The 24,941-nt window shown below is 72.0% G+C and carries 26 protein-coding genes; 11 read left to right on the top strand and 15 right to left on the bottom strand.

Annotation, left to right across the window (positions count from 1 at the left end; all coding sequences use genetic code 11):
* Nucleotides 1-2 precede the first annotated feature (2 nt).
* The 4 genes from IE311_RS16185 to IE311_RS16200 all read right to left on the bottom strand — a co-directional run bounded on the left by IE311_RS16185 (nucleotide 3) and on the right by IE311_RS16200 (nucleotide 3,514).
* On the bottom strand, nucleotides 3-638 hold the full coding sequence (locus IE311_RS16185) for a GNAT family N-acetyltransferase (RefSeq protein WP_189832375.1): 636 nt from the start codon (nucleotides 636-638) through the stop codon (nucleotides 3-5).
* A gap of 195 nt (nucleotides 639-833) precedes the next feature.
* The gene (locus IE311_RS16190) at nucleotides 834-1,688 is read right to left on the bottom strand and encodes a MetQ/NlpA family ABC transporter substrate-binding protein (RefSeq protein WP_189832376.1); all 855 of its coding nucleotides are present in this window, start codon (nucleotides 1,686-1,688) and stop codon (nucleotides 834-836) included.
* Nucleotides 1,689-1,781: 93 nt separating this feature from the next.
* Entirely contained in the window at nucleotides 1,782-2,450 is a 669-nt protein-coding gene (locus tag IE311_RS16195) for a methionine ABC transporter permease (protein ID WP_189832377.1), read from the bottom strand.
* Nucleotides 2,447-3,514 (bottom strand): methionine ABC transporter ATP-binding protein, encoded by a 1,068-nt coding sequence (locus IE311_RS16200; protein ID WP_189832378.1) that lies wholly within the window; start codon nucleotides 3,512-3,514, stop codon nucleotides 2,447-2,449. The genes IE311_RS16195 and IE311_RS16200 overlap by 4 nt, the downstream gene beginning before the upstream one ends.
* Before the next feature lie 572 nt (nucleotides 3,515-4,086).
* Here IE311_RS16200 and IE311_RS16205 point away from each other — a divergent pair.
* Both IE311_RS16205 and IE311_RS16210 read left to right on the top strand, forming a co-directional pair.
* Entirely contained in the window at nucleotides 4,087-4,449 is a 363-nt protein-coding gene (locus tag IE311_RS16205) for a hypothetical protein (protein WP_189832379.1), read from the top strand.
* Nucleotides 4,450-4,451: 2 nt separating this feature from the next.
* Nucleotides 4,452-4,904 carry a hypothetical protein gene (locus IE311_RS16210; RefSeq protein ID WP_189832380.1) on the top strand — a complete coding sequence of 151 codons (453 nt, stop codon included), beginning with the start codon at nucleotides 4,452-4,454 and terminating at the stop codon, nucleotides 4,902-4,904.
* 1 nt (nucleotide 4,905) lies between these two features.
* Here IE311_RS16210 and IE311_RS16215 read toward each other — a convergent pair whose 3' ends face one another.
* The 3 genes from IE311_RS16215 to IE311_RS16225 all read right to left on the bottom strand — a co-directional run bounded on the left by IE311_RS16215 (nucleotide 4,906) and on the right by IE311_RS16225 (nucleotide 7,331).
* Nucleotides 4,906-5,409 (bottom strand): GNAT family N-acetyltransferase, encoded by a 504-nt coding sequence (locus IE311_RS16215; RefSeq protein WP_189832426.1) that lies wholly within the window; start codon nucleotides 5,407-5,409, stop codon nucleotides 4,906-4,908.
* A gap of 37 nt (nucleotides 5,410-5,446) precedes the next feature.
* Nucleotides 5,447-6,043: a sigma-70 family RNA polymerase sigma factor gene (locus IE311_RS16220; protein ID WP_229901946.1), complete on the bottom strand. Its 597-nt coding sequence runs from the start codon at nucleotides 6,041-6,043 to the stop codon at nucleotides 5,447-5,449.
* A gap of 106 nt (nucleotides 6,044-6,149) precedes the next feature.
* Nucleotides 6,150-7,331, bottom strand: a complete 1,182-nt coding sequence (locus tag IE311_RS16225) for a glycerophosphodiester phosphodiesterase (protein WP_189832381.1) — start codon at nucleotides 7,329-7,331, stop codon at nucleotides 6,150-6,152.
* Between the two features lie 220 nt (nucleotides 7,332-7,551).
* Between IE311_RS16225 and IE311_RS16230 the strand changes: the two genes are divergently transcribed.
* Nucleotides 7,552-8,223 carry a lysophospholipid acyltransferase family protein gene (locus tag IE311_RS16230; protein WP_189832382.1) on the top strand — a complete coding sequence of 224 codons (672 nt, stop codon included), beginning with the start codon at nucleotides 7,552-7,554 and terminating at the stop codon, nucleotides 8,221-8,223.
* 97 nt (nucleotides 8,224-8,320) lie between these two features.
* Here IE311_RS16230 and IE311_RS16235 read toward each other — a convergent pair whose 3' ends face one another.
* Together IE311_RS16235 and IE311_RS16240 are read right to left on the bottom strand one after the other, a co-directional pair.
* Complete coding sequence (locus IE311_RS16235) at nucleotides 8,321-9,865, bottom strand: MFS transporter (RefSeq protein ID WP_189832383.1); 1,545 nt, start codon at nucleotides 9,863-9,865, stop codon at nucleotides 8,321-8,323.
* On the bottom strand, nucleotides 9,862-10,413 hold the full coding sequence (locus IE311_RS16240) for a TetR/AcrR family transcriptional regulator (RefSeq protein WP_229901947.1): 552 nt from the start codon (nucleotides 10,411-10,413) through the stop codon (nucleotides 9,862-9,864). Before IE311_RS16240 ends, IE311_RS16235 begins: the two co-directional genes overlap by 4 nt.
* A gap of 85 nt (nucleotides 10,414-10,498) precedes the next feature.
* Here IE311_RS16240 and IE311_RS16245 point away from each other — a divergent pair, with 85 nt between their 5' ends.
* Entirely contained in the window at nucleotides 10,499-11,008 is a 510-nt protein-coding gene (locus IE311_RS16245) for an HAD domain-containing protein (RefSeq protein ID WP_189832385.1), read from the top strand.
* Nucleotides 11,009-11,033: 25 nt separating this feature from the next.
* Here IE311_RS16245 and argH read toward each other — a convergent pair whose 3' ends face one another.
* Entirely contained in the window at nucleotides 11,034-12,464 is a 1,431-nt protein-coding gene (gene argH, locus IE311_RS16250) for an argininosuccinate lyase (RefSeq protein ID WP_189832386.1), read from the bottom strand.
* Nucleotides 12,465-12,581: 117 nt separating this feature from the next.
* Here argH and IE311_RS16255 point away from each other — a divergent pair, with 117 nt between their 5' ends.
* The 4 genes from IE311_RS16255 to IE311_RS16270 are packed head-to-tail and all read left to right on the top strand — an operon-like array spanning nucleotide 12,582 to nucleotide 15,469.
* Nucleotides 12,582-14,312, top strand: a complete 1,731-nt coding sequence (locus tag IE311_RS16255) for a hypothetical protein (protein ID WP_189832387.1) — start codon at nucleotides 12,582-12,584, stop codon at nucleotides 14,310-14,312.
* A complete protein-coding gene (locus tag IE311_RS16260; protein ID WP_189832388.1) occupies nucleotides 14,312-14,542 on the top strand; it encodes a hypothetical protein in 231 nt (76 codons plus the stop codon). The genes IE311_RS16255 and IE311_RS16260 overlap by 1 nt, the downstream gene beginning before the upstream one ends.
* A complete protein-coding gene (locus tag IE311_RS16265; RefSeq protein ID WP_189832389.1) occupies nucleotides 14,542-14,754 on the top strand; it encodes a hypothetical protein in 213 nt (70 codons plus the stop codon). The genes IE311_RS16260 and IE311_RS16265 overlap by 1 nt, the downstream gene beginning before the upstream one ends.
* A 10-nt stretch (nucleotides 14,755-14,764) precedes the next feature.
* The gene (locus IE311_RS16270) at nucleotides 14,765-15,469 is read left to right on the top strand and encodes a L,D-transpeptidase family protein (RefSeq protein ID WP_189832390.1); all 705 of its coding nucleotides are present in this window, start codon (nucleotides 14,765-14,767) and stop codon (nucleotides 15,467-15,469) included.
* A 10-nt stretch (nucleotides 15,470-15,479) separates the two neighbouring features.
* On the opposite strand, the gene IE311_RS16275 is transcribed toward IE311_RS16270, so the two are convergent.
* From IE311_RS16275 to argC, 5 genes are all read right to left on the bottom strand, one after another.
* Entirely contained in the window at nucleotides 15,480-16,010 is a 531-nt protein-coding gene (locus tag IE311_RS16275) for an arginine repressor (RefSeq protein WP_189832391.1), read from the bottom strand.
* A gap of 7 nt (nucleotides 16,011-16,017) precedes the next feature.
* Entirely contained in the window at nucleotides 16,018-17,232 is a 1,215-nt protein-coding gene (locus IE311_RS16280; protein WP_189832392.1) for an acetylornithine transaminase, read from the bottom strand.
* Entirely contained in the window at nucleotides 17,232-18,167 is a 936-nt protein-coding gene (gene argB, locus IE311_RS16285; RefSeq protein WP_189832393.1) for an acetylglutamate kinase, read from the bottom strand. Before argB ends, IE311_RS16280 begins: the two co-directional genes overlap by 1 nt.
* On the bottom strand, nucleotides 18,164-19,342 hold the full coding sequence (gene argJ, locus IE311_RS16290; protein WP_189832394.1) for a bifunctional glutamate N-acetyltransferase/amino-acid acetyltransferase ArgJ: 1,179 nt from the start codon (nucleotides 19,340-19,342) through the stop codon (nucleotides 18,164-18,166). The genes argB and argJ overlap by 4 nt, the downstream gene beginning before the upstream one ends.
* A gap of 115 nt (nucleotides 19,343-19,457) precedes the next feature.
* Entirely contained in the window at nucleotides 19,458-20,486 is a 1,029-nt protein-coding gene (gene argC, locus IE311_RS16295) for an N-acetyl-gamma-glutamyl-phosphate reductase (protein ID WP_189832395.1), read from the bottom strand.
* A 218-nt stretch (nucleotides 20,487-20,704) separates the two neighbouring features.
* Here argC and IE311_RS16300 point away from each other — a divergent pair, with 218 nt between their 5' ends.
* The 3 genes from IE311_RS16300 (at nucleotide 20,705) to IE311_RS16310 (ending at nucleotide 24,815) form a co-directional block, all read left to right on the top strand.
* Complete coding sequence (locus IE311_RS16300) at nucleotides 20,705-22,099, top strand: Rossmann-fold NAD(P)-binding domain-containing protein (RefSeq protein WP_189832396.1); 1,395 nt, start codon at nucleotides 20,705-20,707, stop codon at nucleotides 22,097-22,099.
* A gap of 67 nt (nucleotides 22,100-22,166) precedes the next feature.
* Entirely contained in the window at nucleotides 22,167-23,621 is a 1,455-nt protein-coding gene (argG, locus tag IE311_RS16305; RefSeq protein WP_189832397.1) for an argininosuccinate synthase, read from the top strand.
* 264 nt (nucleotides 23,622-23,885) lie between these two features.
* A complete protein-coding gene (locus IE311_RS16310; protein WP_189832398.1) occupies nucleotides 23,886-24,815 on the top strand; it encodes a sigma factor-like helix-turn-helix DNA-binding protein in 930 nt (309 codons plus the stop codon).
* The last annotated feature ends 126 nt before the right edge of the window (nucleotides 24,816-24,941 follow it).

Raw genomic sequence — 24,941 nt, forward strand, 5'->3', positions numbered from 1 at the left:
GCTCAGCTCCAGTCGGTGTACGAGGAGTATCCGGCCTCGGCCATCTGGTCGGCGACGCCGTCGAGGTCCTCGGGGAGGAGGCCCCAGACGATGAAGTCGGTCCGCAGCTCGGTCCAGTTGCCGTCCTCGGTGCGGGTGCGGGCTATGCAGGCGTTGCGCAGGACGCCTTCGCTGATGCAGCCGATCTTCTGGGCCACCTGCTGGGAGGCGGTGTTGTCGGCGGCGGTGCGCAGTTCGAGGCGCTCGAACTTCTGGTCGCCGAAGAGCCACTGGGCGGTGGCGAGGGCGGCTTCGGAGGCGTATCCCTCGCCGCGGGCCCAGGGGGCGACGATGTAGGAGAGTTCGGTGGAGCGGACTCGCCAGTTGGTCCTGCCCAGTTGGATGACGCCGACCAGGCGCTGGGTGAGGAACTCGGTGACACCCAGGTCGATGCCCCGGCCCGCGGCGCGTTCGGCGGGCGCGTACTCGGTGATCCAGCGGCGGGCGGCCGCCTCGGTGAAGGGCTGGGGCACCGCGGTCCAGGCGCCGACGAGTTCGTCGTTCATCATCTCGGTGAGGGCGGGGGCGTCCGCCTCCTCGAGAGCGCGCAGCACCAACCGGTCCGTGTTGATGGAGATGTCCGGAAAGGTGGTAGTCATGCGCAGCTCCATGCCGTGGACCGTCCGAATCGACCGTGAACGCACAGCATGCAGCATGTGGGCGCCGGTGCGCATGGCCGGGTCGGTGTCGGGTGGGGATGTGGCGAAGGCCCCGCGCACCGGACGGGGTGCGGGGGCCTTCTGCTCAAGGACTGTACGGGGGAACCGGTCTGACGGTCCCTCGGACTCCGGAGCCTACTTCGCGGCGCCGAAGGCCGGGATGACCGAACCCTTGTAGGTGTCCTCGATGTACTTCTTCACCTCGGGCGAGTTGAGGAGCTCGGCGAGCTTCTGCACGCGGGCGTCCTTCTCGTTGCCCTCCTTGACGGCGAGGAAGTTGGCGTACGGGTTGCCGTCCGCCTTCTCCAGGGCGATGGCGTCCTTCGCCGGCGAGAGCTTGGCCTCGATGGCGTAGTTGCCGTTGATGACGGCGGCGTCGACGTCGTTCAGGGCGCGGGGCACGGTGGCGGCCTCGAGCTCCTTGAACTCCAGCCCCTTCTTGTCGGTGATGTCGGAGATCTTGGCGTTGGTGCCGACACCCGGCTTGACGGTGATCAGACCGTTCTCGGCGAGCAGCTGGAGCGCGCGGCCGCCGTTGGTGGTGTCGTTCGGGACGGCGATGGTCTGGCCCGCCTTGATGTCCTTCACCGACTTGATGTTCTTGGAGTAGAGGCCCAGCGGCTCCAGGTGGACGTTGACCACCGGGACGATGTGGGTGTCGTTCTTCTTGTTGAAGTCGTCGAGGTACGGCTTGTGCTGGAAGAAGTTGGCGTCGACCTGGCCGGTCTCGGTGGCGGTGTTCGGCAGGACGTAGTCCGTGAACTCCCGCACCTCCAGCTTCAGGCCGGCCTTCTCGGCCAGGTTGTCCTTGACGTAGTTGAGGATGTCGGCGTGCGGCGTCGGGGACGCGGCCACGACGAGCGGCTTGTCGGCGGCGCCGGCCTTGTCCTTGGAGGAGGACGGGTCCGAGGAGGTGCCGCAGGCGCTGAGGCCGAGGGCGAGGGCGGCGGTGGCGGCGATACCGGCGGTGAGCTTGATGTTCTTACGCACGAAGAGTGCCTCTTTCCGGTGGTGCGGTGGACGCCTGGACAACAAGTCCGGGCTGTTCTTCGAGGGGACGAAGTCTGGGTGGCCGGGCGGCCGTTACGCGGTACGGCCCCGGCGGGCGAGGAGTCGTACGACTCCGTCGCCGATGAGCTGGACGACGGTCACGATCAGGACCAGGACGACGACGGTGACCAGCATGAAGGTGGTGTCGAAGCGCTGGTATCCGTAGGTGACGGCCTTGGATCCGAGGCCTTCGCCGCCGACCGCTCCGGCCATCGCGGAGTAGCCGATGAGGACGATGACGGTGGTGGTGACGCCCGAGACCAGCGAGGGCAGGGCCTGCGGGAGCAGCACCTTGCGGACGATGGTGGGGATGCCGCCGCCCATGGCCTGGACGGCCTCGACGAGCCCGTGGTCGACCTCGCGGACGGAGGTCTCGACGAGGCGCGCGAAGAAGGGGATGGCGCCGATGGCGAGGGGCACGATCATCGCGGTCGGGCCGATGAAGGTGCCGACGACGAGGGTGGTGAAGGGGATCAGGGCGATCAGCAGGATGATGAAGGGCAGCGAACGCCCGATGTTCACGATCGCACCGACGACCTTGTTGACCGGCAGGTTCTGCAGCAGTCCGCCCTTGTCCGTGAGGACGAGGAGGATGCCGAGCGGAAGGCCTCCGAGCACGGTGACGACGGTGGCCCACAGGACCATGTAGAGCGTGTCGAGGGTGCCCTGCTCCAGCAGGGGCTGCATCTCGGCCCAGGTCACTTGGCACCTTCCTTCACGAGCAGGGTCGCCGCGTCCTGGACAACCGTTTCTTCGGTGAGCGATTCCTCGACGACCTCGACCTGGAGGCCCTGCTCGCGCAGGAAGCCGACCGGGACGACGTTGTCCTCGTACCGCCCGGGCAGTTCGATCCGCATCCGGCCGATCTGCTTGCCGCCGACCGTGTCCATCGCCGCCCCGAGGATCGAGATGTCGATGTTGTACGTGCGGGAGAGCTGCGAGATGACGGGCTGGGTCGCGGCGTCGCCGTGGAAGGTGACGTCGACGACCGTGCGGTCGGGGCCGGTGTGGGTGCCGCTGACCGGGAAGAGCTCGGCGGCCAGCTGGGAGCCGGGGGTGGCGAGCAGTTCGCCGACGGTGCCGGACTCGACGACGCGGCCGTGCTGCATCAGCGCCGCGGAGTCGCAGATCGTCTTCACGACGTCCATCTCGTGCGTGATGAGCAGGACGGTGAGGCCGAGCTGCTGGTTGAGGTCGCGCAGCAGCTGGAGGATGGAGCGGGTGGTCTCCGGGTCGAGGGCGCTGGTGGCCTCGTCGGAGAGCAGGACCTTGGGCTCGCCGGCCAGGGCGCGGGCGATGCCGACACGCTGCTTCTGGCCGCCGGACAGCTGGCCCGGGTAGGACTTGGCCTTGTCGGCGAGGCCGACCAGGTCGAGGAGTTCGAGGGCGCGGCGGGAGCGCTCGGCGCCGGAGACGCCGAGGATCTCCAGGGGAAGTTCGATGTTGTCCTTCACCGTGCGGGAGGACAGCAGGTTGAAGTGCTGGAAGACCATGCCGATGCTGCTGCGCGCCCGGCGCAGGTCCTTGCCCGCGCGGCGGCCCTTCCCGGCGAGGGCGGTGAGGTCGACTCCGTCGACGGTCACGGTGCCGGAGGTGGGGCGCTCCAGGAGGTTGACGCAGCGGATGAGCGAGGACTTGCCGGCGCCGCTCTGGCCGATCACGCCGAACACCTCGCCCTCGCGGACGTGGAGGTCGACGCCGTCCAGAGCGGTGACCTGCCGGCCGCGCGACTCGTAGACCTTGGTCAGGCCCGAAGTGGTGATCACAGGGGTTTCCGTCACTGTCGAGTGCACGACGCGGGGTCCGTCGTGCACGGGGCATTCGTCTTCGGACAGTCAGGCGCACGGAAGCCGTTCCGGCGGATGGGCCGGGTTCGGCGGTGCGCGGGGCGGGCACGCTCCGCCGCCGGTCGGCGGGGGGAACGGCACAGCCGTCGGGTCTCGCTTCGGGGCGCGAAACTCAGGCGGGGGCCCTCAGAAGGCGCACATTCGACACATACAACGAGCACCGGGCGTAAGGATCGCCTCGGTCGCAAGGATGCGGCTGCTCGTCGTGGTCATGTCTGCAAGTAAAGCATGCGCAGCTGCGAACGAAAGGGGGCTGTCCGAATAGCGGACGTCATTGAGACGCCATGCGGACACCCCGGAAGCCACCCCTCCGCTCTTACCGCCCCGTGTGGCCTGCGGGGAAGGGGCCCCTCCGACGGCGGCCGCGAGGGGTGTGCCGGGGGCGGCGCGGGCACCGGTTGTGGTCAAGGCCACGGTCCTCGCGGGCGCCACCGGCGAAGGCGCGGGGGGCGAGCGCATCGGGCCTTTCGGACCGTAATACCCTCGGGCGCATGCTTGACGCCCTGACGGTCGCGGTCTCCGTGGCCGCGCTCGCCCTCGCCGCCTGGTGCGGCTTCGCCGCCTTCCGCGACCAGTCGACCAAGGACTGGCACTTCATCGGCATGGCCGTGGTGACCTTCCTCGTCCTGGTCCAGCTGATCGTCGGGATCGTGCAGCTGGTGCGCGGCGAGAAGGCCGAGGAGGGCACGACGATCTTCGTCGCCTATCTCCTCGGGGCGCTGTGCGCGGTGCCCATCGCCGGCTTCATGTCGCTCGCCGAGCGCAGCCGGTGGGGTTCGGCCACGGTGGCCGCCGGCGCGGTCGTCCTGGCCGTGCTCGAAGTGCGTCTCTACGACATCTGGACGGTGGGCTGACCATGACCGCGACACAGGAGACTCGGGGAACCGAGGAGCCGGCCGGTGACGGCACGCGGACCCGCCTGGTCTCGGGCCCGGGCATCCTGCTCGTCTGGCTGTACGGAGTGATGTCGGTCGGAGCGGTCTCCCGCTCGATCTACCAGATCGCGACCGAGTTCGACCGTGCGCCGCTCGCCTACGCCCTGTCGGCGGTGGCGGCGGTCGTCTACGCCTTCATCACCTACACGCTGGTGCGGGGCGGGGAGACGGCCCGCAGGGCGGCGCTGGTGTGCTGCGCCGCCGAGCTCGCGGGCGTGGTGATCGTCGGGACCTGGACGCTGGTCGAGCCGTCCGCCTTCCCGGACGCGACGGTCTGGTCGGACTACGGCTACGGCTATCTCTTCATTCCGGTCCTGCTTCCGCTGACCGGCATCTGGTGGCTGCGCCGGTCGCGTACCGCGGTGGCCGCCTGAGTCAGGCGGCGTCCTTCTCCAGGGTCACCAGGGTGAGTCCGGGGCCCACGTCACGGGTCGAGACCTGGGCGTAGCCCTTGCGGCGGTAGAGGCGCAGATTGCCCTCGCTGCGGTGACCGGTGAAGAGCTGGAAGCGCTTGGCGGACGGCGCCGGCCTCTCGGCGGTGTCGGCGGTGTCGGCGAAGTGACGCTCGATGCCGTCGAGGAGCCGGCCGCCGAGACCGTGCCGCCGCATGCGGGGGTGGACGATCAGCTTGGCGATCCGCACCGTGCCGTCCTCGTCGAGGCGGGCCCGTACGGAGGCCACGACCTCGTCACCGAGGCGCGCCACCAGCCCGTGTCCCTCGTCCAGTTCGGCGCGCAGGGCGTCGAGCGACTGGGTGAGCGGTTCGATGGACCAGTCCCCGTACAGCTCCGCCTCGCTCTGGTAGCAGAGGTACTGCAGCTTCAGGATGTGCTCCGCGTCCTGTGCGTCCGCCGCTGAGATGGTCACACTCAGGCCCATGTGTGCACGCCTCCCGCTCATCTGGTCGATCATCGGTTTACCGCACCCTTCCCCGTCGGCCGGGGGCGGGAACCTCTGCAGCCAGCATTCTGCGCAGGCATCCCAGGCAACGGGAACGCATCGGCCCCAGACTGCCCTGTGAGATACCCAACTCTCCTGCGATTTCCCGGTAGGTGTGGTCCTCGGGGTCGAGCATCGCGGTCAGCACCCGGGGGCAGCGGCCGGGTGTCCGGGTGACCGCGGCGCGCAGGGTGCGGCGCCCCTCGGCGGCCATCAGGGAGTGCTCCGGGGAACCCTGGGGTTCCGCCCCGCCGGCGTCGTGGGCGGGCTCGTCGCGGTAGGGGCGTTCGCGGTCGCTGGTCCTGCGGGCGCGGCGGGCCTCCGCGCGGACGGCCCGGCGCAGCCATTCGGCGGGCCGCTCGGGCGCGGCGCCGGTCTCCCGGAGCTGCTCGAGGAGGCGGAGCCAGACGGCCTGTTCCAGATCGCCGGGGTCCATGCCGGCGGCCGGCGCCTCGGCGTCCGACTCGGCGGCGAGCAGCGGGGCGAGCGCGGCGAGAAGCCCGGGGGTGGCGGCCGCGTGGACGCTCTCGGGAGTGGCGGAAGCGGCGGGAGTGGTGGTGCCGGGGGTGGTCATGACCGGCACGATGCCGGGGCACGCGTGCGTGGTTGCGGTGCGGGGCGTAAACCACCCGGGAGGACGGTGTGCGGACCCGGCGACCGGGTCCGCACACCCGCCCGGCTCAGTCGCGGGCGGTGAAGTCCGCCGCGCCGAGCAGGGCCGTGTCGGGGTTGTCGGAGAAGATGCCGTCGATCCCCGTCTCCAGGTACCGCTTCAGGGCGCCGAAGGAGTCGCCGTACGCCGTCGGATCGGTCCCCCTGCGGAAGTCCGCGGGCAGGAAGCTGTTCTCGTTGCGGTGGGTGTAGGGGTGGAGGATCAGGCCCTGCGCGTGCGCGTCGCGGACCAGGGTGGTCGGGTCGCCGAGCCGGCCGCTCGCGTCCTTGGGGATCACCAGGTCGAGGGTGGGGCCGATGCCCCACGCGTACGAGGCGATCCAGCGCAGGCCCTCGGGCGTGACCAGATCGGCGACCGTCCGCGGGTCCCCGGCCCGGACGAAGTCCCAGGGGCGGCTGTTCGCACCGGAGAGCAGGACCACGCCGGGAGAGCCGACCAGCTTCGCGAGGCGCTGGATGCTGCTGGGCTCGAAGGACTGGAGGAAGACCGGGGAGTTCGCGCGGTGGCGGCCGTAGCGGCGCAGCAGTCCGGCGAGCCGCTCCTCCAGGCCGAGGCCGAGGGAGCGGAAGTAGGTGGGGTGCTTGGTCTCGACGTGGAGCCAGATCTCGCGGCCCCGGCGGCGGCCCTCCTCGTCGGCCCAGCGCAGCACCTCCTCGAAGGTGGGGATCGTCCAGCGGCCGTCGTAGAGGGTGTTCTCCTGGCGGACGGCGGGGATGCGCTCCTTGGCCCGCAGGGTCTTGAGCTCGGCGAGTGTGAAGTCCTCGGTGAACCAGCCGGTGATCGCGGTGCCGTCGACGCTCTTGGTGGTCTTCCGCGAGGTGAACTCGGGGTGGTCGGCGACGTCGGTGGTGCCGGTGATGTCGTTCTCGTGGCGGCAGACGAGGTGTCCGTCCTTGGTGGGGACGAGGTCCTGCTCGATGACATGGGCGCCGAGGTCGAGGGCGTGCCGGTAGGAGCCGAGGGTGTGCTCGGGGCGGTATCCGCTGGCGCCGCGGTGGGCGATGACGGTGGGGACGGGGAGGGAACGGTAGCCGCCGTGACCGTGTCCCCGGCCGGCGGTGGGCCGGGCCCCGGCCGCCTGCGCGGTGCCGGCGCCGGCCGCGAGGGCCGTGGAGGCTCCGAGGACGGTGGCGCCCGCCGCTCCGAGAACCGTGCGCCGGGCCGGGATCCGGCGTTCGCCCTGGGTCATGAGGTGTCCTCCTGTGTCATGTCCCGCACCTGTCGACGGGTGCCCCCGACGCTAGGCACCGGGCCCCTACGGATGGCAGACCTCCGCCGAACATGGCGGAAACACACGTCAACACTGCGTATCCACTCGGTGAACCCGATGTGCGCGCGGACGTGACCCGCGAGTATCGTCGCCACCTGCACCGTCAGCTCGACTGACCCGCGTCCCACCGGAGGAACCGTTGTCCCGTCTCGCGATCATCAAGGCAGTGCTCGGGCCGGTCATGCGCCTGATGTTCCGCCCCCGCGTGGAGGGCGCCGAGAACATTCCGGGGACCGGTCCCGTCATCCTCGCGGGCAACCACCTGACCTTCATCGACTCGATGATCATGCCGATCTGCCTGGACCGTCCGGTCTACTTCATCGGCAAGGACGAGTACGTGACGGGCAAGGGCCTCAAGGGCCGGGCGATGGCCTGGTTCTTCACCAGCGTCGGCATGATCCCGGTGGACCGGGACGGCGGCCGCGGTGGTGTGGCGGCCCTGATGACGGGTCGCCGGGTCCTCGAGGAGGGCAAGATCTTCTCGATCTACCCGGAGGGCACCCGCTCCCCCGACGGCCGTCTGTACCGGGGCCGTACGGGCATCGCCCGGCTCACCCTGATGACGGGCGCGCCGGTGATCCCGTTCGCGATGATCGGCACCGACAAGATCCAGCCCGGCGGGGCGGGCTTCCCGCGGCCGGGCCGGGTGACGGTCCGCTTCGGCGAGGCGATGGAGTTCTCCCGGTACGACGGGATGGACCGCGACCGCTATGTGCTGCGCGCGGTGACGGACTCCGTGATGGCCGAGGTCATGCGTCTCTCCGGCCAGGAGTACGTGGACATGTACGCCACCAAGGCGAAGGCCGCGTAGTCCCGTGGGGCCGGACGGTCCCGTACACACGTGAAGGTGCCCCGTACAGTCCTCGCTGTACGGGGCACCCTCATGTGCGGGATCGTGTTCCCGGGCGTCAGTGCTCGACGCCGTCCTCCAGCTTCTGGCCCTTGAGCAGGAACCAGGCCGCGACCGCCGTCGCGAGGAGGACCGCCGCGCCGACACCGGCCGCGATCCGCAGACCGTCGACGAAGGCCTCCTGGGCGGCCGACACCAGGGCCGTCGCCGTGTCGGGGGCGAGACCGCCGGAGGCCTCGACCGCTCCGCCGAGCGATTCGTGGGCGGCGGACGCGACGTCGGAGGGGACTCCGGCCGGGGTGGCGAAGCCGCGGTAGACGCCCGTCACGATCGAACCGAGGACGGCGATGCCGAGCGCGGCGCCCAGTTCGTATGCGGTCTCGGAGACCGCGGAGGCGGATCCGGCCTGGTCCTTCGGGACGGTCGAGAGGATGACGTCCGCGGTGACGGTGAAGGCGAAACCGGCGCCCACACCGACGACGAGCAGGGCGGCACCGAGCAGCGGGTAGCCGGTGTGCTGGTCCAGCGTCGTCAGGACCGCGAGGGAGAGGCCGACCGCGGCGAGGCCGCCGGCCACCACGGACCGGACCGAGAAGCGTCGGGCCACGAGGCCCGCGATCAGACCGGCCGTGACGGCGCCGACCGCCGCCGGGAGTTCGGCGAGTCCGGCCTCCAGGGGCTGGCGGCCCTGGACCAGTTGGAAGAACTGGGACAGGAAGAACACCAGGCCGGAGAGGCCGAGGATGGTCAGCAGGTCGGCGAGGACGGCGCCCGAGAAACCGCGGTGACGGAACAGGCGCATGTCCAGGAGCGGCGCGGGCAGGGTCAGCTGCCTGCGGACGAACCAGGTCAGGGCCGCGGCACCGGCGAGGGCGGCGACGCCCGCGTCGAGGGAGAGGCCGTGCGAGGCCAGCTCCTTGATCGCGTAGACGATGCCGATCAGGCCGACGAGGGAGAGTGTGACGCTCGGCAGGTCCCACGGGCCCGGGTTCGGGTTCTTGGACTCGGGGATCAGCTTGATGCCGACGAAGACGAGGACCGCCATGACGGGCAGGTTGATGAGGAAGACCGAGCCCCACCAGAAGTGCTCCAGGAGGAAACCGCCGACGACCGGTCCGACGGCGGCGCCGGCCGAGGCCATGGCGCCCCAGACACCGATGGCGAGGCTGCGTTCGCGCGGGTCGTGGAAGAGGTTGCGGATCAGCGCCAGGGTGGACGGCATCAGGGTCGCGCCGGCGACACCGAGCAGCGCACGGGCCACGATCATCATCTCGGGGCTGGTCGCGTAGGCGTTCAGCACGGAGACGGCGCCGAAGGCGGTGGCACCGATCAGGAGCAGCTTCTTGCGGCCGATGCGGTCACCGAGGCTGCCCATGGAGACCAGGAGTCCGGCGATGACGAAGGAGTAGACGTCACCGATCCAGAGCAGCTGGGTGCCGGAGGGCTTCAGGTCCTCGGAGAGGAAGGGGGTGGCGAGTCCCAGCACCGTGGCGTCGACCGCCACGAGGAGGACGGCCAGGACGAGAACGGAGAGGGCGAGCCACCGGCCGGGGCGGCGCACGCCCTCGGTATGGCCCGTGGTCTCGAGGGTGCTGGTGGTCACTTCTCCACGCTCCTGCGCGCTCCGCCGAGCAGCAGCTCGGCGATCATGTACTGGAAGTCCTTGGCGGCGACCCGGCCGTCCTGCACGGCCCAGGCGCCGGAACCGATGAGCCCGTAGAGGGCCTCGGTGAGCCAGGCGGGGGTCAGGTCGATCCGGAAGGTGCCCTCTTCCTGGCCGCGCCGGAAGAGGTCGGAGACCCGGGCGTCGAGGCGGGCCCAGCCTTCGTTCTGCTGGTCGCCCTCGAAGAGCTGGTTCTCGGTCACGAGGAACGACAGCAGGGGCGCGACGGGCTCCACCTCGGCGACGAGCCTTCGTACGGCCTCGTCCGCGGGACCTTCGTCGGTCCGGGCCCGGTCGTGGGCCGCCTCCAGCTCCTGGATCCCGAGCTCTTCGAGCGCCCGCACGAGGGCGTCCCGCCCGGCGAACTGCCGGTGCAGCGTGGCCCTGCCGATTCCGGCGGCCCGCGCGACCTCGTCCATGGTGGCGGTCGCCCTGCGGGAGAGCAGGGCGGCGGCGGCACGGAGCACCTGGGTGCGATCGACTGACATGAGACGACCATACACCAGATGAGACATCAATGTCTCATTCGATATTCGAATGCCTCACTGGGGGCAAGGACGGAATGCTGTGAACATGACCAAGCCACTGCTCCTGATCGACGTCGACGGACCGCTCAACCCGTACGCGGCCAAGCCCGAGCGACGTCCTGCGGGATACGGCACGCACAGGATGCACCCCACGGGCTGGACGGGGGCGAAGCCTCTCCGGGTGTGGCTCAATCCGGACCACGGCGACGAACTGCTCGCGCTCGCCGAGGCGTACGAGCTGGTGTGGGCGACGACCTGGAAGGGCGAGGCGAACGCCTGGATCGGGCCGCGGCTCGGGCTTCCGGAGCTGCCGTTCGTCGACTGGCCCCAGATGCACGGAAAGGCCCCTCGCGGGACCTTCTGGAAGACGCAGTACATCCTGGAGTACGCGGCCGGGCGGCCGTTCGCCTGGGTCGACGACGACATCACCCCGTTCGACCACGAGTACGTGGAGCAGAACCACCTCGCCGCCGCCCTGCTGCTGCGCATCGACGAACGGATCGGGCTGATCCGTGCGGACTTCGACGCGCTCGCGGAGTGGGCGGCGGCGCTGTGACGCGTTGAGGGGTGCTCCTGCGTGGCTACTTCCGCTTGGCGGTGGCCCATGCGTGCTGGATCACCAGGTCCGCCTTGACCTCGACCAGCTGGGTGGCGACCGCCGAGGGGGCGGTGCCGCCGCGGCCGTCGCGGGAGGCGAGGGCGCCCGGGACGTCGAGGACCGTGCGGACCTCGGGGGTGAGGTGCTCGGAGATCTTGGCGAACTGCTCGTCCGTGAGCTCGTCGAGCTCCTTGCCCTCGGACTCGGCGACCTTCACGCACTCGCCGGCGACCTCGTGCGCCACCCGGAACGGCACGCCCTGCTTGACCAGCCACTCCGCGATGTCCGTCGCGAGGGAGAAGCCAGCGGGGGCCAGCTCCTCCATGCGCTCGCGGTTGACCGTGAGCGTGGCCATCATGCCGGTGAAGGCCGGCAGCAGGACCTCCAGCTGGTCGCAGGAGTCGAAGACCGGCTCCTTGTCCTCCTGGAGGTCGCGGTTGTACGCGAGCGGGAGGGCCTTGAGGGTGGCGAGCAGGCCCGTCAGGTTGCCGATGAGCCGGCCCGACTTGCCCCGCGCCAGCTCGGCGATGTCCGGGTTCTTCTTCTGCGGCATGATCGACGAGCCGGTGGAGAAGGCGTCGTGGAGGGTCACGAAGGAGAACTCCTTCGTGTTCCAGATGATGATCTCCTCCGCGATCCGCGAGAGGTTGATGCCGATCATCGCGGTGATGAAGGCGAACTCGGCGACGAAGTCACGGGAGGCCGTGCCGTCGATCGAGTTGCCGACCGAGCCGCGTTCGAAGCCCAGGTCCTTGGCGACGGCCTCGGGGTCGAGCCCGAGGGAGGAGCCGGCGAGGGCACCGGAGCCGTACGGGGAGACCGCCGTCCGGGTGTCCCACTGCCGCAGCCGCTCCGCGTCCCGGGAGAGGGACTGGGCGTGGGCCAGGACATGGTGGGCGAAGAGCACGGGCTGGGCGTGCTGGAGGTGCGTCCGGCCGGGCATGGCGACGTCCGCGTGCGCCTCGGCGAGGCCGACGAGCGCGTCCTGGAGGTCGGCGACGAGGCCGCCGATGATCCGGGCGTGGTCGCGCAGGTACATCCGGAAGAGAGTGGCGACCTGGTCGTTGCGGGACCGGCCGGCGCGCAGCTTGCCGCCGAGGTCCGGGCCGACGCGCTCCAGGAGACCCCGCTCCAGGGCGGTGTGGACGTCCTCGTCGGCGATGGTTCCGACGAGGGTGCCGTCGGCGACGTCCGCCTCCAGCCGGTCGAGGCCGGCGAGCATGCCGGTCAGCTCGTCGTCGGTGAGCAGCCCGGCCTTGTGCAGCACGCGCGCGTGGGCACGGGAGCCGGCGATGTCGTACGGCGCGAGACGCCAGTCGAAGTGGACCGACGCGGAGAGCTTCGCCAGGGCCTCGGCGGGGCCGTCGGCGAACCGTCCGCCCCAGAGCCGGACATCACCGTTGTTGCTGCTCACTGCTGCTCCTCAGTCTTCGCGACCATCGATATGCATGAGTATGCAGAACTCCGCATGATTCGTCAATCTGAGCGGGGTCCGGTCCGTCTGGAGGCGGAATAATCGCAGGTGGACGGCGTGCGGCAGCGCCACAGTCCGGCGCATGACACCGCCCGAACCCCTGCCGCCCCTGCTCCCCGCTCAGTACCGCTCCCCCGGAGAACGACTGCTGCACGGAAAGGGCATCGCCGCGGCCGCGGGAGCGGGCCGCGCCGAGGACTGGGCGAGGCTCGACCAGGGCGTCGCGACGTACACCTGGCGGCGCGGCCGGGCCCGCGCTGGTCGAGGGGCCGCGTCCGGGTCGGCTTCCACTGGTTCGACGACCGGGAACTGGCGGACTGGACCACAGCCCCGCACTGGCACGAGACCGGACCGGACGGCGGACCCGGCGGGGTCGCCGCCTGGTCCCTGCCACCCACCGAATCCGAGATCGCGCTGGCCCTCTGCCACGCCGACCCCCGGCTCCGCGCGGCCGCGCTCCGGATCGCCGAGCTGCCCGCCGCCGCGCTGCCGCTCGTCCTGGTCCGGTGCGCCGACACGGACGGAACGGTCCGCGAGCCCGCCCGCGCGACCCTGAGCGGGGCACTCGCCGGGACCGGCGCCGCGGCGGACGAAGCCGTACGGGCCCTGGTGCCGCTCGCCCTGCTGCTGGACCTGCGTCGGCACGGGCGCTGGGCGCGCGAGGCGGTCCTCGCCCGGACCGACCGGGACGGCGAGACGGTGGCGGAGGCCGTGGCCGAGCTGCTGACGAGCCGCCGGTACGACATCCGCAGGGCCGGGGTACGGGCCGCTGTCTCGGCGGGACTGCTGGACGCCGCCGGGGCCTGCGCCACGGCCGAGCGGGACACCGACGTGGGCGTCGCCGGAGAGGCGGTGCGCGCGGCGGTCCGGCTCAGCCGGCGGGCCCTGGACGCCGACGGCGCGGCCCGCGAACACCTCATCGCCCGGTTCCACGCCTTCATGGGACCCCGCCGGGACCCCGCACTCGGACGCACGGCTCTCGCCACCGCCCTCGAGGTGGGCCTCCTCGGGCCCGAGGACCTGGTGCGGCTGGCCGTCTCCCACCCCGAGCGCATCGCCCGGCGCACGGCCCTCGCCGCGCTGCTGGACGCGCACGACCCGAGCCCCTTCCTCGACGAGCCGGCCACCGCGCGGGACGCCGCCGTACGGATCGCGGCCGTGGAACGGCTGCGGTCCGCCGGGCGGGACGACGACCTCGCCCGGCATCTGACGGACTCGCACGCCCCGGTGCGCGCCCTCGCGCGCCGGGAGCTGCGGGCGGCGGGAGTCGATCCGTATCCGGTGTACCGCGCCCTGTGCGCCGACCCGGCGACCGTCACCCCGGCGGCGGTCAGCGGGCTCGCCGGGCGACGGGACCCCGAGGACCTCCCGCTCTTCCACGAGCTGACCCGGCACGCCCGGGGGCCGGTACGCGCGCGGGCGCTCGGCGTGCTGCGCATGCTGGGCGCCCTGCCCGGCGACGGGACGGTGGCCTTCGCCGACGACCCGGACCGGACCGTGCGGAAGACCGTCCTCAGGGCCGTACGCCATCACCCCGAGGCCTTGCGCGTCCTTCTTCTCACCGCGGCGCACGGGGACGTACGGGCGGCGGCGCTGGACCTGCTCCGGTCACGGCACGGACTCGACTGGCGGGAGACCGTGCCCTTCCTGGAGGACCCCGCGCCGAGCGTGACACGTGTGGCGAGGGCCGCGGTGGGGTGGAACAGGTCCGAGCTCCCGCTCTCCTTCCTGCTCGATCTGGCGGCGCCCGGCCGGCTCATGCCCAGCGCGCCGCCGGTCTCGCCCTGATGCACGACGACGGAGCGAGGCTCCTCGCCGCACTGCGGCCGGCCGACGACCCCGACGTCACCCTGCGCCGGACGGCACGCCGCGACGCCGTCCGGGTGCTGCACCGGCTGGACGAAGAGGTCAGCGGCCCTTACGGGGACGAGATCCGGCGGCTCGTCGCACGCCACGCCGCCGAACTCCCCGGCTGGCAGGACGGGATACGGCGGCGGAACCGGGCGGCGTCCCGCTGATGGAGCACCAGGAGGACCGGACCCCGCACGCCGCGTACGTCGACCGGAAGACGGACGAGGAGTTCAACACCTGCTGCGAGGGCAGGGACCACATCGCCGGCAGCCTCGACGGACCGCCCGCCCTTCCGCTGCCCCCGCCGCCGCAGCCCGCCGGACAACCGGCGCCCCCGACCGGCCCCGCCATCCACGCCCGGCAGGCCCCCACGCCCTAGCCTCACCGCCATGCGCACCCTTCTGCTGCTCGGCGCCGCCGCCCTGCTCTCCCTGGGCGCCGCGCCCGTGCCCGCGCCGCCCGCGCCCCTGCCGCTGCCCGCGCGGATGGCCGACACGGGTGGCGGCTCCCAGCTGATCACCGCCGAGGCCGCGGACACCCGCGCCACCACCGGCACCCTGAGCTGGTGGGACCGGCGCGACGGCCGGTGGGTGAAGGCGGGCTCCGCGCCGGCCCGGTTCGGGGCGAAGGGGCTCGCCGAGGGCGAGCGGCGACGGCAGGGTACGAACACCACGCCCACCGGGCTCTACCGGCTGCCGTACGCCTTCGGGATCGAGGCCGCGCCCCCGGGGACCTCGTACCGCTACGCGCGCGTGACCGACCGGTCCTGGTGGTGTCAGGACAACGACTCGCGCGCGTACAACCGCTGGGTCGAGGGACTGCCCCGGGACTGCCGGGCCGCCGAGGCCGAGCACATGATCACGTACCGCCGCCAGTACGCGTACGGGCTCGTCGTCGGCTTCAACTACGACCGCCCCGTGCGCGGGCGCGGGGCGGGGATCTTCCTGCACGTCAACGGGCGCGGGGCGACCGCGGGTTGTGTCTCCGTCCCGGCCGACGCGATGCGCGCGGTGCTCGCCTGGGCCGATCCCGCGCACCGACCGCACATCGCCGTCGGAACGCGGGGCGGTCCGACGGCGATCACGCGCTACTGAGCTCCGGGGCTCACTTCTGCGCCAGCTTCAGCAAATGGTCCGCGAGCGCCTGGCCGCCCGACGGATCACGGCTGATGAGCAGCAGGGTGTCGTCACCCGCGATCGTGCCGAGGATCGCGCGGAGTTCGGCCTGGTCGATGGCCGACGCGAGGAACTGGGCGGCGCCCGGCGGGGTCCGCAGGACCACCAGGTTGGCGGACGCCTCGGCGGAGATCAGCAGCTCCCCGGAGAGGCGCCGCATGCGCTCCTCCTTGGCCGACTCGCCCAGCGGGGCCTGCGGGGTGCGGAAACCGCCCTCGCTGGGCACCGCGTAGATCAGCTCGCCGCCGGTGTTGCGGATCTTCACCGCACCCAGCTCGTCGAGGTCGCGGGAGAGCGTCGCCTGGGTGACGCTCAGCCCGTCGTCCGCGAGGAGCTTGGCGAGCTGGCTCTGCGAGCGCACCGGCTGCCGGTTGAGGATGTCGACGATCCTGCGGTGGCGTGCGGTACGGGTCTGCGGAACGGACGGCCCGCCGTGCTCATTTTCCTGCGCGTCGGTCATCGTCGTCTCATTCTCCGGTTCGTCCTTGCCCGTTCGCCACGTCGAGGACTCCGGGCAGCGCCTGGAGGAAGGCGTCCGCCTCGGCGTCGGTGAGGACCAGCGGAGGCATGATCCGTACGACATCGGGGGCGGGCGCGTTCACCAGAAGGCCGGCGTCCTGAGCCGCCTGCTGCACCTGGGGTGCGAGGGACTCCGTGAGCACGATACCCAGCAGGAGGCCCGCACCACGGACGTGGGAGACCAGCGGGTGCCCCAGACCCTCGATTCCCTGCCGCAGCCGCTCGCCGACCGCCTTCACGTGGTCGAGGGCGGCATCGGCGCCGAGGGTGTCCAGGACGGCGAGGCCCGCGGCGCAGGCGACCGGGTTGCCGCCGAAGGTCGTGCCGTGGTGACCCGGCCCGAAGAGCTCCGCGGCCGGCCCGAAGGCGACGGTCGCGCCGATCGGGAGACCACCGCCGAGGCCCTTGGCGAGGGTGACGACATCGGGCTCGACGCCCTCGTGGGCCTGATGCTCGAACCAGTGGCCGCAACGGCCGATGCCGGTCTGCACCTCGTCGAGGACGAGGAGGGTGCCGGTGGCGCGGGTGATCTCCCGGGCGGCCTCGAGGTAGCCCGGCGGCGGGACGACGACGCCGTTCTCGCCCTGGATCGGCTCGATGATCACCAGCGCGGTGTCCTCGGTGACGGCGGCGCGCAGCGCGTCGGCGTCGCCGTACGGGACGTGGGTGACATCGCCGGGCAGCGGCAGGAACGGCTCCTGCTTGCCCGGCTGGCCGGTGAGCGCGAGGGAGCCCATGGTCCGGCCGTGGAAACCGCCCCGGGTGGCGACCATGTGGGAGCGGCCGGTGAGCCGGCCGATCTTGAAGGCGCCTTCGACGGCCTCGGCACCGGAGTTGCAGAAGAAGACCTTGCCGGGCCTGCCGAACAGCCCGAGGAGCCGCTCGGCGAGTGCGACCGGGGGCTCGGCGACGAACAGGTTGGAGACATGGCCGAGGGTCTGGATCTGCCGGGTGACGGCCTCGACGATCGCCGGATGGCCGTGGCCGAGGGCGTTCACGGCGATGCCGCCGACGAAGTCCAGGTACTCGTTGCCGTCGGCGTCCCAGACCTTGGCGCCCTCACCGCGGACGAGGGGCAGCCGGGGGGTGCCGTAGTTGTTCATCAGCGAGCCCTGCCACCGCCGGGTCAGCTGCTCGTTGCCGGGCTCCGTGCTGTCGCTCATCAGTCCCCCTGTCCGTCCGGCACGACCATCGTGCCGATGCCCTCGTCGGTGAAGATCTCCAGCAGGATCGAGTGCTGGACCCGGCCGTCGATCACACGGGCCGTGGTGACCCCGTTCCGTACGGCGTGCAGGCAGCCCTCCATCTTGGGGACCATGCCGCTGGAGAGCTCGGGCAGCAGCTTCTCCAGCTGGCTCGCGGTGAGCCTGCTGATGACCTCGTCGCTGTTCGGCCAGTCCTCGTAGAGGCCCTCGACGTCGGTCAGGACCATCAGCGTCTCGGCGCCCAGCGCCGCAGCGAGTGCCGCAGCCGCCGTATCAGCATTGACGTTGTAGACATGACCGTCGTCCTGGGAACGGGCGATGGAGGAGATGACCGGGATCCGGCCGTCCTCCAGGAGCGCCTGGATGGCGCCGGTGTCGATGGCGGTGATCTCACCGACCCGGCCGATGTCGATCTGCTCGCCGGCGATGACCGGCCGGTGCCTGGTGGCGGTGATCGTGTGGGCGTCCTCGCCGGTGAGACCGACGGCGAGCGGGCCGTGCTGGTTGAGCAGCCCGACGAGCTCGCGCTGGACCTGGCCGGCGAGGACCATCCGTACGACGTCCATGGCGTCCTCGGTGGTGACCCGCAGGCCCGCCTTGAACTCGCTCACGATGCCGTGCCGGTCGAGGGCGGCGCTGATCTGGGGGCCTCCGCCGTGCACGACGACCGGCTTGAGGCCGGCCTGGCGCAGGAAGACGACGTCCTGGGCGAAGGCGGCCTTGAGGTCCTCGTCGATCATGGCGTTGCCGCCGAACTTGATGACGACCGTCTTGCCGTTGTGCCGCGTGAGCCAGGGCAGGGCCTCGATGAGGATCTCGGCCTTGGGGAGGGCGGTGTGCTTCCGGGTCGTGCTCTCGGCCGGCGCGGCCGCGGGGTTCTCGGGCTCGCTCATGACGAGTACGCGCTGTTCTCGTGGACGTAGTCGGCGGTGAGGTCGTTCGCCCAGATGACGGCGGACTCGGTGCCGGCGGCGAGGTCGGCCGTGATGCCGACCTCCCGGAAGCGCATGTCGACGAGGTCGCGGTCCTCGCCCACGGAGCCGTTCTTGCAGACCCAGACGCCGTTGATGGCGACGTTCAGCTCGTCGGGCTCGAAGGCCGCCGACGTCGTGCCGATGGCGGAGAGCACCCGGCCCCAGTTGGGGTCCTCGCCGTGGATGGCGCACTTGAGGAGGTTGTTGCGGGCGATGGACCGGCCCACCTCGACGGCGTCGTCCTCGGTGGCCGCGTTGATCACCTCGATGCGGATGTCCTTGCTGGCTCCCTCGGCGTCGCCGATGAGCTGGCGGGCGAGGTCGTCGCAGACCTCCCGTACGGCCTCGGTGAACGCGTCCTGCGCGGGGGTGATCCCGGAGGAGCCGGAGGCGAGCAGCAGCACGGTGTCGTTGGTGGACATGCATCCGTCGGAGTCGACCCGGTCGAAGGTGACCCGGGTGGCACCCCGCAGGGCGCTGTCCAGGCCCGCGCTGTCGACGTCGGCGTCGGTGGTGAGGACGACGAGCATCGTGGCGAGGCCGGGGGCGAGCATGCCGGCGCCCTTGGCCATGCCGCCGACCGTCCAGCCGCCGTCGGGGCCGTCCTTCGTCACCACGGAGGTCTTGTGGACCGTGTCGGTGGTCTTGATGGCGATGGCGGCCTTCTCGCCGCCGTGCTCGGAGAGCTCGGCCGCGGCCTTCTCGACGCCGGGAAGGAGCTTGTCCATGGGGAGCAGGAGACCGATGAGGCCGGTGGAGGCGACGGCGACCTCGCCCGCGCCGACCTCCGCGCCCTGGGCGCTCAGGACCTCGGCCACCTTCTCGGCGGTGGCGTGGGTGTCCTGGAAGCCCTGGGGGCCGGTGCAGGCGTTGGCGCCGCCGGAGTTGAGGACGACGGCGGTCAGTTCGCCGTCGGCGAGGACCTGCTGGGACCAGACGACGGGGGCGGCCTTGACGCGGTTGGAGGTGAAGACTCCCGCGGCGGCGCGGCGGGGCCCGGTGTTGACCACGAGGGCCAGGTCCGGGTTGCCGTTCTGCTTGATCCCGGCGGCGATGCCCGCCGCCGTGAATCCCTTCGCTGCGGTGACACTCACTGTGTTTCTCCGTTCGCTTCTCCGCCCGCGCTGGGGGTACCGCCCGCCGAAGGCAGGGGGAGCACAGGTGCGGGCTTCGTCGTCGTCTGCGGACCGGTGGCTGCGCGCGCGTCGCTCACGGCGCCACTCCGATCGTGGAAAGTCCGGTGCTCTCGGGGAGGCCGAGGGCGATGTTCATGCTCTGCACCGCGCCGCCGGCGGTGCCCTTGGTGAGATTGTCGATGGCGCTGATCGCGATGACGCGGTTCGCCGCCGCGTCGTACGCGACCTGTACCTGAACGGCGTTGGAGCCGTAGACGGACGCCGTCGCCGGCCACTGCCCCTCGGGCAGCAGATGGACGAAGGGCTCGTCCGCGAAGGCCTTCTCGTACGCGGCCCGCACGGCCTCGGCGGTGACGCCCGGCTTCGCGGTCGCGGTGCAGGTGGCGAGGATGCCGCGGGGCATCGGCGCCAGGGTCGGCGTGAAGGAGACGGTGACCCGCTCCCCCGCCGGTCCGCTGAGGTTCTGGATCATCTCGGGGGTGTGCCGGTGGCCGCCGCCGACGCCGTACGGGGACATGCTGCCCATGACCTCGCTGCCGAGGAGGTGCGGCTTGGCCGCCTTCCCGGCGCCGGAGGTGCCGGAGGCGGCGACGATCACGGCCTCGGGCTCGGCAAGTCCGGCGGCGTACGCGGGGAAGAGCGCGAGCGAGACGGCGGTCGGGTAGCAACCGGGCACCGCGACACGCTTGGACCCCTCCAGCGCGGCGCGGGCGCCCGGCAGTTCGGGGAGCCCGTAAGGCCAGGTCCCGGCGTGCGGGGAGCCGTAGTACGTCTCCCAGTCCGCGGGCTCCACGAGCCGGAAGTCCGCGCCCATGTCGACGACGAGGACGTCCGGGCCGAGCTGCTCGGCGACGGCGGCCGACTGCCCGTGCGGCAGCGCGAGGAACACGACGTCGTGCCCCGAGAGCTCGTCGGCGGTGGTGGGAACGAGGACGCGGTCGGCGAGCGGCAGCAGGTGGGGCTGAAGGGCCCCGAGCCGCTGGCCGGCGTTGGAGTGGCCGGTCAGGGCGCCGATCTCCACGTGGGGGTGGGCGAGGAGAAGACGCAGGAGTTCTCCACCCGCGTATCCGCTCGCACCCGCCACTGCTACTCGTACCGTCATCGAAACCCTCCTCATGGATGGCATGACTATACGTGCCGTCGCACTTTTATGCAACGACATCGCGATCTACGCACCGGGGACACCGGCCCGCGTCCGCGGAACGACGGCCCGCCCCAGGAGCGTCGGGCGGGCCGTCGTTCCGCGGCGGGCCGTACCGGACCACGCCGTGCGGACGTACGCTCCTGCGGGACGTACGGGAGCGATGAACAGGGGATTCCATGGGGGCGGCACATCACGCGGTGGACGGACTCGCGAGCAACCCGGCGGCTCCGGCCGACGTACTGCTGCGGCTCCTCGCGCTGGACGACGGCGACGACTGGATCGCGCGCCGGCTGTCCTGGCGCACGTCGCTGCCCGACAGCGTGGCCGAAGCCATGCTCCACCACCCCCGCCGCCGGGTGCGGGCCCTCCTCGCGGAGAGCGCGGCGGCCGATCCCGAACTGCGCGCCCGTCTCCTCGACGGCCCGGCCTCGGACGCCGTCCTCGTCGCCGTCGGCCCGACCCCCTACCGCACCCAGGCGCCACCCCTGCCCGATCGGGCGTACGAGCGGCTGCTGAACCATGAGCGCGGCATGGTCCGGCACGAGACGGTGGAATCGGCCAGTGTGCCGGTGCACGTACTGGTGCCGCTCGCCGGTCACGAGGACCCGCTGTTCCGGCTGGCCGCCTGCCGTCGGGTCTGGAGCCGGCTCGCCGACGACGTGCGTGCCGCGCTCCTCGCGGACGCCGACCCGGCCGTGCGCACGGCCGCGTCCCTCCAGGTCATGCACGAGGACGAGGAGCGGACGGCCGAGCTCGTCGGGACTCTCGCCGAGGACTGGCGGCTCGGAGAGGTGCTGGAGCGCGGCCGGCTCGGGCGCGCCCTGGCCGAGCGCCTGCTCACGGAAGGAGCGCGGCTCGCACAGCTCGCACGGAACCCCAGCCTCCCCACCGATCTGGCGGCGGGGCTCGCCGCTCACGAGGACCCCGCCGTGCGGCTCGCGGTGTCGGCACGCCCCGAGCTGTCGGAGGAGGAGCGGGCCGCGATCGACTGGGCCGTCGACCCCGAAGACCGGCTCGACACCCTGCGGTGGGTGTGGGACGCGCGTGAGGACGCGGACGTCCTGCGCCGGTGCGCGACGTCCGCGCACACCTGGCTGCGCCGCAGCGCCGCGGTGTGCCCGGCGCTGCCCCGGGACTGCGTGGAGCTTCTGGCGGGAGACGCGGACTTCGCCGTACGCCTGCTGCTCGCCGAGTACCACCCGCTGGCTCCGCCGGAGCTGCTGCTCGACCTGTACCTGAACGGCTCCCACCGGGCCGTCGCCATGCTGACGACCCGGCCGCGATTCCCGGCGGAGGGGCTCGCGGCGCGGTTCGCGGACGCGCCGGAGCCGGAGGCCCGGGCACTGGCCCTGCGCGACCCGGGCGCCACCCCCGCGCTCGTCGAGCGGCTGAGCCGGGACCCGGCGGGGAGGGTGCGGGAGGCGGCAGCCCTCGATCGGCGGCTTCCGGTGGCCCGGCTGGTGGAACTGCTGGAGGATCCGAACGTGGGCTCGGCGGCCGCCTGCAATCGGGCGCTGCCGGTCTCGGAGATGAGGGCGCTGCTCGACCGGGCGGGCGTACCCGGCCTCTGAGCAGCCGAGAGCCGCCTCGGGAAACCCAGCCTTTGCATGACCATGCGCAATGATGCATACTCTTCCTATGTCCAAGGTCCTCACCTCCCTGCCCGCCGGCGAGCGCGTCGGCATCGCCTTCTCCGGCGGCCTCGACACCTCCGTCGCCGTCGCATGGATGCGCGACAAGGGCGCCATCCCGTGCACCTACACCGCCGACATCGGCCAGTACGACGAGCCCGACATCGCCTCGGTGCCCGGCCGCGCCAAGACCTACGGTGCCGAGATCGCGCGCCTGGTCGACTGCCGTGCGGCGCTGGTCGAGGAGGGTCTTGCCGCGCTCACCTGCGGGGCGTTCCACATCCGCTCCGGCGGCCGCGCCTACTTCAACACCACGCCGCTCGGCCGCGCCGTCACCGGCACCCTGCTCGTCCGGGCCATGCTCGAGGACAACGTCCAGATCTGGGGCGACGGCTCGACCTTCAAGGGCAACGACATCGAGCGGTTCTACCGCTACGGCCTCCTCGCCAACCCGCACCTGCGGATCTACAAGCCCTGGCTCGACGCGGACTTCGTGACGGAGCTCGGCGGCCGCAAGGAGATGTCGGAATGGCTGGTCGCCCACGACCTGCCGTACCGCGACAGCACCGAGAAGGCGTACTCCACCGACGCCAACATCTGGGGTGCCACCCACGAGGCCAAGACGCTGGAGCACCTCGACACCGGCGTGGAGACCGTCGAGCCGATCATGGGCGTGCGGTTCTGGGACCCGTCGGTCGAGATCGACACCGAGGACGTCACGATCGGCTTCGCGCAGGGCCGGCCGGTGTCCATCAACGGCAAGGAGTTCGCCTCCGCCGTCGACCTCGTCATGGAGGCCAACGCCATCGGCGGCCGCCACGGCATGGGCATGTCCGACCAGATCGAGAACAGGATCATCGAGGCCAAGAGCCGCGGCATCTACGAGGCGCCCGGCATGGCCCTGCTGCACGCCGCGTACGAGCGGCTGGTCAACGCGATCCACAACGAGGACACCCTCGCCCAGTACCACAACGAGGGACGGCGCCTCGGCCGGCTGATGTACGAGGGCCGCTGGCTGGACCCGCAGGCGCTGATGGTGCGGGAGTCGCTCCAGCGCTGGGTCGGCACGGCCGTCACCGGCGAGGTCACCCTGCGGCTGCGGCGCGGCGAGGACTACTCGATCCTCGACACGACGGGCCCGGCGTTCAGCTACCACCCGGACAAGCTGTCCATGGAGCGCACCGAGGACTCCGCCTTCGGCCCGGTGGACCGGATCGGCCAGCTCACGATGCGCAACCTCGACATCGCCGACTCCCGCGCCAAGCTGGAGCAGTACGCGGGCCTCGGCCTCATCGGCACCTCCGACCCCGCCATCGGTGCCGCCCAGGCGGCCGCGACGGGGCTGATCGGCACCATGACGGAGCTGCCCGAGGGCGGCGCCGAGGCCATCGCCTCCCGTGGTGAGGTCTCCGGCGACGACGAGATGCTGGACCGCGCCGCCATGGAGTTCGGCACCGACTGACCCACCTCCGTCGAGCGACCCGCTCGACACCCCCGGGAAAGGCCGGCTCGAGGTCCCCCGCGTCGAGCCGGCCTTTCCGTCGTTCCACGGGTCGCTCCTCCGGGGCGCGTGGATGGGGTTGTCCCGGGGCCCTCGTACCCGGGTTGTCCCGGGGCGCGTGTACGGGTCGCCCCCGGCGCGTACGGGCGGACGGGGCCGGTTCTGTCACATCCGGGCGGATCCCCGCGTCAAGTCGGTGACGGACCCGACGAGGAGTGAGGCGCCATGTACGACGACACCTTCCCGAACGCCCTGACCGGGCGCTTCGACGCCGACGAGGAGCGGCTGCGGCGCGTGGCCCTGCGGATGATGGGGTCGCGGGGCGCGGCGGAGGACGTACTCGCGACGGTACGGGCGGGGCTGGGGCGGCACGACGGGGCGTCGGTACGGGTCTGGCTCACGGCGCTCGTGGGGCAGGAGTGCGTGCGGGGGCTTCAGGAGCGGCGTTCGGGCGGCGCGGGCGGGCCGGGCCCGGCGACCCGCGGGGCGGGAGCGGAAGGCGGGGCGGCCGGGGGGACGGCCGGCCGGACGGGCGCCGGGGAGGTCGGCCGGGTCGATGTCGGGGAGGTCGGCCGGGTCGAGGATCCGGCGGACGGGGCCGCGATCGAGGCCGTGTGGCTCGCGCTGTTCTTCGTGCTCGAATCGCTCGGGGCCGAGGAACGGCTCGCCTTCGTACTCCACGACGTGTTCGGGCTGCCGTCGTACGAGACGGCGCGGATCACCGGCGGCTCCCCCGGGAAGGTGGCACGGCTCGCGGGGCGGGCCCGGGGGCGGGTACGGGGCGCCGGGGCGGACCGTACCGAGGGTGACGTGGGACGACAGCGGGCGGTCGTGGAGCGCTTCCTGGCGGCGGCACGCGCGCGTGACGCCCCCGGGCTCGCGGCCGTCCTCGACCCGGACGTCGTGGCCTGGTCCGAGCAGGGTCCGGTGCACGGCGCCCCGGCCGTCGCCGAGGGCGCGGCGGCCTTCGCCCGGCTGGCGGACGTGTCCCGACCCGCGCTGGTCGACGGAGCTGTCGGAGCGGTCGCCTTCGTGGACGGCCGACCGGTCTCCGCGGTGGCGTTCACCCTCCGCCGGGACCGGATCGTCACCCTCTCCCTCACGACCGGGGAAGAGCGGGTACGCGCCCTGGACCTGGCCTTTCCCGACTGGTGAGGGATGGGGCCGGGGAGTGGGGGACGGGCGCGCCGGAGTGGGGCGGGAGGGGCGGGTGCGGACGGGGCGCCCGGGGCGGGGCGAAAACAGGGTGCGCCGGGTCCGGCCCGCTCGTTAGCCTCGACG

This window comes from Streptomyces zaomyceticus (assembly GCF_014656215.1).
GTDB classification, from domain to species: Bacteria; Actinomycetota; Actinomycetes; order Streptomycetales; family Streptomycetaceae; genus Streptomyces; species Streptomyces zaomyceticus.

Coding starts and splice junctions, on each gene's coding strand:
- IE311_RS16185 (WP_189832375.1), bottom strand. CDS start 638: ATGACTACCACCTTTCCGGACATCTCCATCAACACGGACCGGTTGGTG.
- IE311_RS16205 (WP_189832379.1), top strand. CDS start 4,087: ATGCTTGACGCCCTGACGGTCGCGGTCTCCGTGGCCGCGCTCGCCCTC.
- IE311_RS16210 (WP_189832380.1), top strand. CDS start 4,452: ATGACCGCGACACAGGAGACTCGGGGAACCGAGGAGCCGGCCGGTGAC.
- IE311_RS16215 (WP_189832426.1), bottom strand. CDS start 5,409: ATGGGCCTGAGTGTGACCATCTCAGCGGCGGACGCACAGGACGCGGAG.
- IE311_RS16220 (WP_229901946.1), bottom strand. CDS start 6,043: ATGACCACCCCCGGCACCACCACTCCCGCCGCTTCCGCCACTCCCGAG.
- IE311_RS16225 (WP_189832381.1), bottom strand. CDS start 7,331: ATGACCCAGGGCGAACGCCGGATCCCGGCCCGGCGCACGGTTCTCGGA.
- IE311_RS16240 (WP_229901947.1), bottom strand. CDS start 10,413: ATGTCAGTCGATCGCACCCAGGTGCTCCGTGCCGCCGCCGCCCTGCTC.
- IE311_RS16245 (WP_189832385.1), top strand. CDS start 10,499: ATGACCAAGCCACTGCTCCTGATCGACGTCGACGGACCGCTCAACCCG.
- IE311_RS16260 (WP_189832388.1), top strand. CDS start 14,312: ATGCACGACGACGGAGCGAGGCTCCTCGCCGCACTGCGGCCGGCCGAC.
- IE311_RS16265 (WP_189832389.1), top strand. CDS start 14,542: ATGGAGCACCAGGAGGACCGGACCCCGCACGCCGCGTACGTCGACCGG.
- IE311_RS16270 (WP_189832390.1), top strand. CDS start 14,765: ATGCGCACCCTTCTGCTGCTCGGCGCCGCCGCCCTGCTCTCCCTGGGC.
- IE311_RS16275 (WP_189832391.1), bottom strand. CDS start 16,010: ATGACCGACGCGCAGGAAAATGAGCACGGCGGGCCGTCCGTTCCGCAG.
- IE311_RS16280 (WP_189832392.1), bottom strand. CDS start 17,232: ATGAGCGACAGCACGGAGCCCGGCAACGAGCAGCTGACCCGGCGGTGG.
- argB (WP_189832393.1), bottom strand. CDS start 18,167: ATGAGCGAGCCCGAGAACCCCGCGGCCGCGCCGGCCGAGAGCACGACC.
- argC (WP_189832395.1), bottom strand. CDS start 20,486: ATGACGGTACGAGTAGCAGTGGCGGGTGCGAGCGGATACGCGGGTGGA.
- IE311_RS16300 (WP_189832396.1), top strand. CDS start 20,705: ATGGGGGCGGCACATCACGCGGTGGACGGACTCGCGAGCAACCCGGCG.
- argG (WP_189832397.1), top strand. CDS start 22,167: ATGTCCAAGGTCCTCACCTCCCTGCCCGCCGGCGAGCGCGTCGGCATC.
- IE311_RS16310 (WP_189832398.1), top strand. CDS start 23,886: ATGTACGACGACACCTTCCCGAACGCCCTGACCGGGCGCTTCGACGCC.